We start from the raw sequence: 7,968 nt of genomic DNA on the forward strand, positions 1-7,968 counted from the left end.
CACCGTGAGTATCACCTCCACGCGACCAGCCCAGCCCGCCCTGCACACCCTGCGGCACGTCGGCGCCAAGGCCGCCGGCCGGCTGCTGGGGCTGCGGCCCGCGACGATGGACTACACCGTCGAACGCGTGCGGGTGCCCATGCGCGACGGGGTCGACCTGGTGGCCGATCACTACGCGCCGGCCACCGCGTCGGCCGCCGGCACCGTGCTGGCCCGGGGCCCTTACGGGCGCGCGTTGCCGTTCTCGCTGCTGTTCGGGGCGCTGTACGCAAGCCGCGGCTACCACGTCGTGTTGCAGAGCGTGCGCGGCACGTTCGGGTCGGGCGGGGCATTCGAGCCGATGGCCAACGAGGCCGCCGACGGCGCCGACACCGTGGCCTGGCTGCGCGAGCAGCCCTGGTTCACCGGCAGCTTCGCCACCGTCGGCCTGTCCTACCTCGGGTTCACCCAGTGGGCGCTACTGACCGATCCCCCACCGGAGCTGGCCGCGGCCGTCATCACGGTGGGGCCGCACGATTTCAACGAATCCGTCTGGGGCACAGGCTCGTTCGCCATCAACGACTTCCTGGGCTGGAGCGACATGGTGGCCCACCAGGAGGACCCGATCCGGGCGCGGTCCGCGCTGCGCCAGCTGCAGAACCGCGGCAAGGTGGCACAGGCGGCCCTCGGGCTGCCGGTCGGCGAGACGGCTCGCGCGCTGCTCGGCGCGGGCGCGCCGTGGTTCGAGTCGTGGGTGGAGCACACCGATCCGGGCGACCCGTTCTGGGACGCCCTGCGCTGCGGCGCCGCGCTGGACCGGGCCGAGGTGCCCGTGCTGCTGATCGGCGGCTGGCAGGACATCTTCGTCAGGCAGACGCTGCAGCAGTACGCGCACCTGCGCGGCCGGGGCCTCGACGTCGCGCTCACCATGGGCCCGTGGACGCACGCCCAGGTGCTCACCACCGGATTGAGCACCTGCATGCGGGAGTCGCTGGACTGGCTGGACACCCACCTGGGCGGCGCGCCCGCGGACCGGCCCAGCCGGGTGCGGGTCTGCGTCACCGGGCAGGGCTGGCGCAACGTGCCCGACTGGCCGCCCGCCACCACCGAACGCGCGCTGTACCTGCGGCCGGGCGGCCACCTCGGCGAGACCGCGCCGACGGACCTGACGCGTCTGGCACCGGCGACCTTCCGCTACGACCCCGCCGACCCCACCCCTACCACGGGCGGACCGTTGCTCTCGCCGAACGGCGGCTACCGCGACGACAGCCGGCTCGCCGCGCGCGACGACGTGCTGGCCTTCAGCAGCCTCACCCTCACCCACGACCTCTGCGTCTACGGGAGCCCGGTGGTCGAGCTGGCGCACGGCGCGGACAACCCCCACGTCGACCTGTTCGTCCGGGTGAGCGAGGTCGACTTCAAGGGCCGATCGAAGAACGTCAGCGACGGCTACCGGCGGCTGGACGCCGCCGCCAAGAACGCAAAGAACTCGAAGAAAACCCTCCGCATCGAGCTCGACGGCGTCGCCCACCGCTTCCGCGCCGGCTCCCGCATCCGGGTGCTGATCGCCGGCAGCTGGTTCCCCCGTTACGCGCGCAACCTGGGCACCGACGAGCCGATCCTGACGGGCCGGCAGTCCAGGCCGGCCACCCACACCGTGCGCTACGGCCGCTCCCGGCTGCTGCTGCCCGTCGGCCCGCTCGACCTGTCAGCCAACGGCGCGGCGGACGCGGGCGGCGACCTCGGCTAGCGCCGCGTCGTCATGAACGGGCGCCCCGAACGGCGCCCGCACGGGCAGCTCCACCCAGCTCTTGCAGCCGCCGTAGTCGGGTGCGCGGGTGATGTCCACCGGCTCGGCCAACGGATGCACCGACACCACCAGCACCGCCAGCTTGTGCTTCGGGCGGAAGTCCAGCCGGTCGGCGCGCACCGACTCGGCGGTCCAGATGTGCAGGTCCTCGATCGACGGCAGGCCCTCGGGCTGGTTAACCGGCACCGCCGCAACGACTTTCGCCGCCGCCCGGATCACCAGGCGATCCTCGGCGCTGTCGGCGGCGGCCGCCTCGAGCAGGTCGCGATGCTCGGGCCGGACGCGCTCCGCGTGGCTGTGCGCGACCGTCGGGAACAACAGGAACTCGTCGGCGGCCAGCTCGAAGCGCTTCTCCCCGATGCCGCCCTTGCGCAGCAGCACCCGCTGCCGCCCGTCCAGCAGGGCGTGCACCGCCGCGCTCCACTCCTTCAGCGCGGGCGTCGCGGCTCCGGTGGTGGTCGTCTGCGTCATTGCGCGTTCTCGAGGCGGGCGATCACTGCGGGCCGGCGCAGCGGCGGGACCGTCTTGGGCGGCTGCCGTCGCGGGGGCAGCGCCGCCAACAACCGCGTCGTCGTCTCGGTCACCTCGGCGACGGCGGCTTCGAACGCCTCGGCGTTGATCGCCGACGGGTGGGTGATGCCGCTGACCTTGCGGACGTACTGGCGCGCCGCCGCCGCGATTTCCTGCGGCGTGGCCGCGGGCTGCAAGCCCCTCAGCTCGGTGATGTTCCGGCACATGGGATCCACGATAGGCGCCGCGAGTCACCCTCTACGGTGAACACATGACCGATGACATCCTGCTGATCGAGACCGACGAGCGGGTGCGCACCCTGACCCTCAATCGGCCGCAGTCCCGCAACGCGCTGTCCTCCGCGCTGCGGGATCGGTTCTTCGGGGCCCTCGCCGACGCGGAAACCGACGACGACGTCGACGTCATCATCGTCACCGGCACCGACCCGGTGTTCTGCGCGGGCCTGGACCTCAAGGAACTGGGGGGTTCCTCGGCTCTTCCGGACATCTCCCCGCGGTGGCCACCGCTGAGCAAGCCGGTCATCGGTGCGATCAACGGCGCCGCGGTGACCGGCGGACTGGAGCTGGCCCTGTACTGCGACATCCTGATCGCCTCGGAGAACGCCCGGTTCGCCGACACCCACGCCCGCGTGGGCCTGCTGCCCACCTGGGGGCTGAGCGTGCGGCTGCCGCAGAAGGTGGGCGTCGGCCTGGCCCGGCGCATGAGCATGACCGGGGACTACCTGTCGGCGGCCGACGCGCTGCGCGCCGGGCTGGTGACCGAGGTGGTGCCGCACGAGGCGCTGTCGGGCACCGCCCGCGCCGTGGCGGCGTCGATCGTCGGCAACAACCAGGACGCGGTGCGGGCGCTGCTGGCGTCCTATCACCGGATCGACGACGCGCAGACCAGCGCGGGCTTGTGGCAGGAGGCGATGGCGGCCCAACGGTTCCGGACCAGTGGCGACGACATCGCCGCCAACCGCGAGGCGGTGCTGCAGCGCGGCCGGGCCCAGGTCCGTTAGCGGCCGAACTGATGACGCAATTCCCGCCGCCTCAGCGGCGCGGACGAGCGACCGCGGACACCGTCGCGACCGTGCTGCTCTTCGTCGTGCAGCTGGTGGTCAGTGCCGGGGCGTTCGCCTTGGCATTGTTGTCCTCGATGTGGTTGATGCTGCCGATATGCAGCGATAACTGCGACAGCCCCGGTGTCACCCACTTCGTCCACCGCACCTTCGCCGGGACGGTCGTCATCGTCGCCGGAATAGCCGTGGGACTGCTGGTGTCATGCGTCGGGGCGCTGGTCGCGGGTGCTCGCCGACGCCCCGGGATGTGGAAATGGCCGGCATTAGGCCTGGTCATGGCCCTCGGGTCCGTTTTGATCGCCGCTGGTTTATGGGTGAACTGAGGTCAACCCATACGATCAGCTGATGCGTACGGTCGTCGACGTCACCGTGAGGGTCCTGGTGGGCGCTCTGGCGCTCGCGTTCGCGCTCGCGGGGCCCGCGTTGCCGCGCGCGGCCGCGCTGCCACCGGCGGGCTTTCCCAGTCTGGACGGTTTCGCCCCGGTCCCGGCGGACGGCTACGTGGCCAGCTCCGGGCCGGGCACCCCGCCCCGAATCAGTTTCTCCACCCCGTACTCGCTGGCGTGCGACTTCTACGGCGGGCCGGCGCCTGCGCCGCAGCCGTCACAGGACATCAAGTGCAAGGGCGACATGCCCGGGATCGACGACGTTCCCGTCCTCGGCGGGCGCCCGCACCCGGGCGACTGCCTGGTGGGTTCCGCTGAGTTCAAGGGGCCGGGCTACCAATTGAGCCGCATGTCCTACGGCGGATGCGACGGCAACCCCGCGGCTCTTCCCCCGGGCGGCAAGTTGCTCGGAGTGGGCCAGAAGCTGACGTACCTGAACGTCACGTGCGCCGTCGGCGCCGACAACCTGGTGGCCTGCCTGGACACCACCAGCGGCGACCACGGATTCGTGCTGCAGCGCGCGGGCAGCTGGGCGTTCTAGCCCAACGGCGTCCTAGCCCAGGGCACTGCGCAGCGAAGCCACCGCGTCCTCGATCGGGCCGCTCGTCGAATAGCCGGCGGCCAGCCGGTGACCGCCCCCGCCGAACGCGGACGCGACCGCCGCCAGGTCCACCTCGGCCTTGGCCCGCATCGACACCGACCACTGCAGCGGGTCGACCTCCTTGAACACCGCGGCCACCTCCGCCTGCTGCGTGGTGCGCACGATGTCGACGATGCTCTCGACTTCCTCGGGACGCGAACTGATCCAATCCTGGTGTCGGACAACCGCATACACCAGCCCCCGACCACCGGCGGCGTCGGGCAGCAGGTGCGCGGAGCCCAGCACGCGGGAGAGCAGCGGCAGCCAGTCGAAGGGGTGGCTGTCCATCAGCGTCCGGCTGATCGCCGCGTTGTCCACGCCCGCCTCCACCAGCCGGGCCGCCAGCCGAAGGGCGCGGGCGGTGGCCCAGCGGAAGGAACCGGTGTCGGTGGTCAGCCCGGCATAGATGCAGTGCGCGACGTCCGGGTCGATCGGCTTGTCCCACGCGTCGAGGATGTCGGCGATCAACATCGTGGTCGAATCCGCCGACACGTCAACGAAATTCGCGGTGCCGAACAGCTCGTTGGAGGCGTGGTGGTCGATCACCAGCGATTCGCGGCCCGGACCGGCCAGCTCGCTGAGCGCGCCGAGCCGCTTGACGCTCGGAACGTCAACGGTGACAACCAAATCGACGTCGCGCTGCATCGCATCCGCGGCCACCAGCAATCCACAGCCGGGCAGCGAGGCCAGCGACTCGGGCAGCGTCGCGGGCTCGGCGAAACCGACCTCGACGCTTTTGCCGCACTTGTCCAGCACCAAGGCCAGCGCCAGCCCGGCGCCGATGGTGTCGGCGTCGGGGTGGACGTGGGCGACCACCGCGATGGTTTCGGCGGCGGAAAGCAATTCGACCGCGCCGCGGGCGTCGACGCGTGCCCCGGCTCCCGCGGCGCGGGACAGCTCAGTCTTCGCGTCGGTCGCCGTCACCGGTGTCCTCGTCGCTTGCCCCGCTGGGACGGTAAGGATCGGCATCCCCGGCCGGCTTGGCCCCCGATCGGACGCGCGCCAGGTCCGCGTCCGCGGCGCGGGCGCGCGCCAGCAACTCGTCCATCCGCTGCACGGTGTCCAACGTGGTGTCGCGGCTGAAGGTCAGGGTCGGCGTGAAGCGCACACCGGTGCCCGCCCCCACCATGGTGCGCAGCGCGCCCTTGGCCCGCTCCAGCGCGGCCGCCGCGGCGGCGTAGTCCGGCTCGTCGTCCAGGGTGCGGCCCATCACGGTGTAGAACACCGTCGCATCGTGCAGGTCGGCGGTGACCTTCGTGTCGACGATGGTCACCCCGTCGAGCCCCGGATCCTTGATCTCGAATTCGATCGCCGATGCGACGATCGTGTTGATGCGTTTGGCCAGTCGGCGCGCCCGGGCGGGGTCGGCCATTATGAATTCACCGCCTTCTCCTCATCACTTCGTTCTGCATCGTCGGCGGTGGCGGTCAGGCGCGCTCCTTCTGCACGAGCTCGTAGGACTCGATGATGTCGCCTTCCTTGATGTCGGAGTAGCCCAGCGTCATACCGCACTCGAAGCCCTCGCGCACCTCGGTCACGTCGTCCTTCTCCCGGCGCAGCGAGTTGATCGTGAGGTTCTCGGTGACCACGACGTTGTCCCGCAACAAGCGGGCCTTCGCGTTGCGCCGCACCACCCCGGAGCTGATCATGCAGCCGGCGATGATGCCGACCTTGGAGGACCGGAAGATCGCGCGGATCTCGGCGCGACCCAGCTCCTGCTCCTCGTAGATCGGCTTGAGCATGCCGCGCAAGGCCTTCTCGATGTCGTCGATCGCCTGGTAGATCACCGAGTAGTAGCGGATCTCCACACCCTCGCGGTTGGCCAGCTCCGTCGCCTTGCCCTCGGCGCGCACGTTGAACCCGATGATCACCGCGTCCGACGCCGACGCCAGGTTGACGTTGGTTTCGGTGATGCCACCGACGCCACGGTCGATGACGCGCAGTTCCACCTCGTCGTCGACCTGGATGCCCATCAGGGCCTCCTCGAGCGCCTCGACCGTACCGGCGTTGTCGCCCTTGAGGATCAGGTTCAGCTGGCTGGTTTCCTTCAGCGCCGAGTCCAGGTCCTCCAGGCTGATGCGCTTGCGGGACCGCGCCGCCAGCGCGTTGCGCCTGCGGGCGCTGCGCCGGTCGGCGATCTGGCGAGCGATGCGGTCTTCGTCGACGACCAGGAAGTTGTCACCGGCGCCCGGGACCGACGTGAAGCCGATGACCTGCACCGGCCGCGACGGCAACGCCTCCTCGACGTCGTCGCCGTGCTCGTCGACCATGCGGCGAACCCGACCGTACGCGTCGCCGGCCACCACCGAGTCGCCGACGCGCAGCGTGCCGCGCTGCACCAGCACCGTCGCGACCGGGCCGCGGCCGCGGTCCAGGTGCGCCTCGATCGCCACGCCCTGGGCCTCCATGTCGGGGTTGGCCCGCAGGTCCAGGGCCGCGTCGGCGGTCAGCAGCACCGCCTCTTCGAGCGCTTCGATGTTCGTGCCCTCCTTCGCCGAGATGTCGACGAACATCGTGTCGCCACCGAAATCCTCGGCCACCAAACCGTATTCAGTGAGCTGTGCCCGGATCTTGGCCGGGTCGGCGCCCTCCTTGTCGATCTTGTTGACGGCCACCACGATCGGCACGTCGGCCGCCTGCGCGTGGTTGATGGCCTCCACCGTCTGCGGCATCACGCCGTCGTCGGCGGCGACCACCAGGATGGCGATGTCGGTGGCCTTCGCGCCGCGGGCACGCATGGCGGTGAACGCCTCGTGTCCCGGGGTGTCGATGAAGGTGATCAGCCGCTCGTTGCCGTCGAGGTCGACCGAGACCTGGTAGGCACCGATGTGCTGGGTGATGCCACCGGCCTCGGCCTCACGCACGCTGGCGTTCCGGATCGTGTCCAGCAGCCGCGTTTTACCGTGGTCGACGTGACCCATCACGGTCACCACCGGCGGCCGGGTCTGCAGGTCTTCCTCGCCGCCCTCGTCCTCGCCGTAGGTCAGGTCGAACGACTCCAGCAGCTCGCGGTCCTCGTCCTCCGGGCTGACGACCTGGACGACGTAGTTCATCTCGCTGCCCAGCAGCTCGAGCGTCTCGTCGCCGACCGATTGGGTGGCCGTCACCATCTCGCCGAGGTTGAACAACGCCTGCACCAGCGAGGCCGGGTTGGCGTTGATCTTGTCGGCGAAGTCGGAGAGCGACGCGCCGCGGGCCAGCCGGATCGTCTCGCCGTTGCCGTGCGGCAACCGCACGCCGCCGACGACCGGCGCCTGCATGTTCTCGTATTCGGCGCGTTTCGCCCGCTTGGACTTGCGGCCGCGTCGGGGCGCACCCCCGGGACGGCCGAACGCGCCGGCCGCGCCGCCGCGCTGACCGGGGCGGCCGCCGCCGCCACCGCCGCCACCGGGACGGCCTCGAAAACCTCCCGCACCGCCGCCACCCCCGGGCGGGGCCCCAACTCCACCACCGCCGCGGTAGTTTCCACCGCCGCCGTCAGGGCCGCCGGGGCGGGGTGCGTGGCTGCATCCCGTATCGCAGTGCGTGCAACAGGCGATTCGGCGGCGGGCTTTCACCAGAG

At 71.0% G+C, this 7,968-nt stretch carries 8 protein-coding genes and 2 pseudogenes; 5 read left to right on the forward strand and 5 right to left on the reverse strand.

Annotated features, from left to right (window positions below; all coding sequences use genetic code 11):
- Window positions 1-4: 4 nt before the first annotated feature.
- Window positions 5-1,729 (forward strand): CocE/NonD family hydrolase, encoded by a 1,725-nt coding sequence (locus A9X05_RS07300; RefSeq protein WP_067780294.1) that lies wholly within the window; start codon window positions 5-7, stop codon window positions 1,727-1,729.
- Here the strand turns inward: A9X05_RS07300 and A9X05_RS07305 are convergent.
- Window positions 1,688-2,260, reverse strand: coding sequence for a DUF1802 family protein (locus A9X05_RS07305; protein WP_067780298.1), 573 nt, complete (start codon window positions 2,258-2,260; stop codon window positions 1,688-1,690). The genes A9X05_RS07300 and A9X05_RS07305 overlap by 42 nt on opposite strands.
- Window positions 2,257-2,526, reverse strand: a complete 270-nt coding sequence (locus A9X05_RS07310; RefSeq protein ID WP_067759927.1) for a DUF2277 domain-containing protein — start codon at window positions 2,524-2,526, stop codon at window positions 2,257-2,259. Before A9X05_RS07310 ends, A9X05_RS07305 begins: the two co-directional genes overlap by 4 nt.
- Window positions 2,527-2,570: 44 nt before the next feature.
- Between A9X05_RS07310 and A9X05_RS07315 the strand changes: the two genes are divergently transcribed.
- From A9X05_RS07315 to A9X05_RS07325, 3 genes are read left to right on the forward strand one after another with little or no spacing between them, the layout of a single operon-like run.
- A complete protein-coding gene (locus A9X05_RS07315; protein WP_067780301.1) occupies window positions 2,571-3,320 on the forward strand; it encodes an enoyl-CoA hydratase in 750 nt (249 codons plus the stop codon).
- An 11-nt stretch (window positions 3,321-3,331) separates the two neighbouring features.
- Entirely contained in the window at window positions 3,332-3,703 is a 372-nt protein-coding gene (locus tag A9X05_RS07320; protein WP_067780304.1) for a hypothetical protein, read from the forward strand.
- A gap of 22 nt (window positions 3,704-3,725) precedes the next feature.
- Window positions 3,726-4,307 carry a hypothetical protein gene (locus tag A9X05_RS07325; protein WP_067780307.1) on the forward strand — a complete coding sequence of 194 codons (582 nt, stop codon included), beginning with the start codon at window positions 3,726-3,728 and terminating at the stop codon, window positions 4,305-4,307.
- A 12-nt stretch (window positions 4,308-4,319) separates the two neighbouring features.
- Here the strand turns inward: A9X05_RS07325 and A9X05_RS07330 are convergent, their stop codons facing one another.
- The 3 genes and pseudogenes from A9X05_RS07330 to infB form a co-directional block, all read right to left on the reverse strand.
- Window positions 4,320-5,330: a bifunctional oligoribonuclease/PAP phosphatase NrnA gene (locus tag A9X05_RS07330; protein WP_067780310.1), complete on the reverse strand. Its 1,011-nt coding sequence runs from the start codon at window positions 5,328-5,330 to the stop codon at window positions 4,320-4,322.
- On the reverse strand, window positions 5,305-5,778 hold the full coding sequence (gene rbfA, locus A9X05_RS07335) for a 30S ribosome-binding factor RbfA (RefSeq protein WP_067759943.1): 474 nt from the start codon (window positions 5,776-5,778) through the stop codon (window positions 5,305-5,307). The genes A9X05_RS07330 and rbfA overlap by 26 nt, the downstream gene beginning before the upstream one ends.
- Window positions 5,779-5,833: 55 nt before the next feature.
- Window positions 5,834-7,885: pseudogene (gene infB, locus A9X05_RS07340) on the reverse strand (translation initiation factor IF-2); the annotation flags it as partial.
- 25 nt (window positions 7,886-7,910) lie between these two features.
- Here infB and A9X05_RS30925 point away from each other — a divergent pair.
- Window positions 7,911-7,968, forward strand: a pseudogene (locus A9X05_RS30925) (YlxR family protein); the annotation flags it as partial.

It is taken from the genome of Mycobacterium sp. E3298 (genome assembly GCF_001666895.1).
Taxonomy (GTDB): domain Bacteria; phylum Actinomycetota; class Actinomycetes; order Mycobacteriales; family Mycobacteriaceae; genus Mycobacterium.

Excerpts from the sequence above, each read along its gene's own strand:
- A9X05_RS07315 (WP_067780301.1), top strand. The coding sequence starts at position 2,571 with ATGACCGATGACATCCTGCTGATCGAGACCGACGAGCGGGTGCGCACC.
- rbfA (WP_067759943.1), bottom strand. The coding sequence starts at position 5,778 with ATGGCCGACCCCGCCCGGGCGCGCCGACTGGCCAAACGCATCAACACG.
- A9X05_RS07305 (WP_067780298.1), bottom strand. The coding sequence starts at position 2,260 with ATGACGCAGACGACCACCACCGGAGCCGCGACGCCCGCGCTGAAGGAG.
- A9X05_RS07325 (WP_067780307.1), top strand. The coding sequence starts at position 3,726 with ATGCGTACGGTCGTCGACGTCACCGTGAGGGTCCTGGTGGGCGCTCTG.
- A9X05_RS07320 (WP_067780304.1), top strand. The coding sequence starts at position 3,332 with ATGACGCAATTCCCGCCGCCTCAGCGGCGCGGACGAGCGACCGCGGAC.
- A9X05_RS07310 (WP_067759927.1), bottom strand. The coding sequence starts at position 2,526 with ATGTGCCGGAACATCACCGAGCTGAGGGGCTTGCAGCCCGCGGCCACG.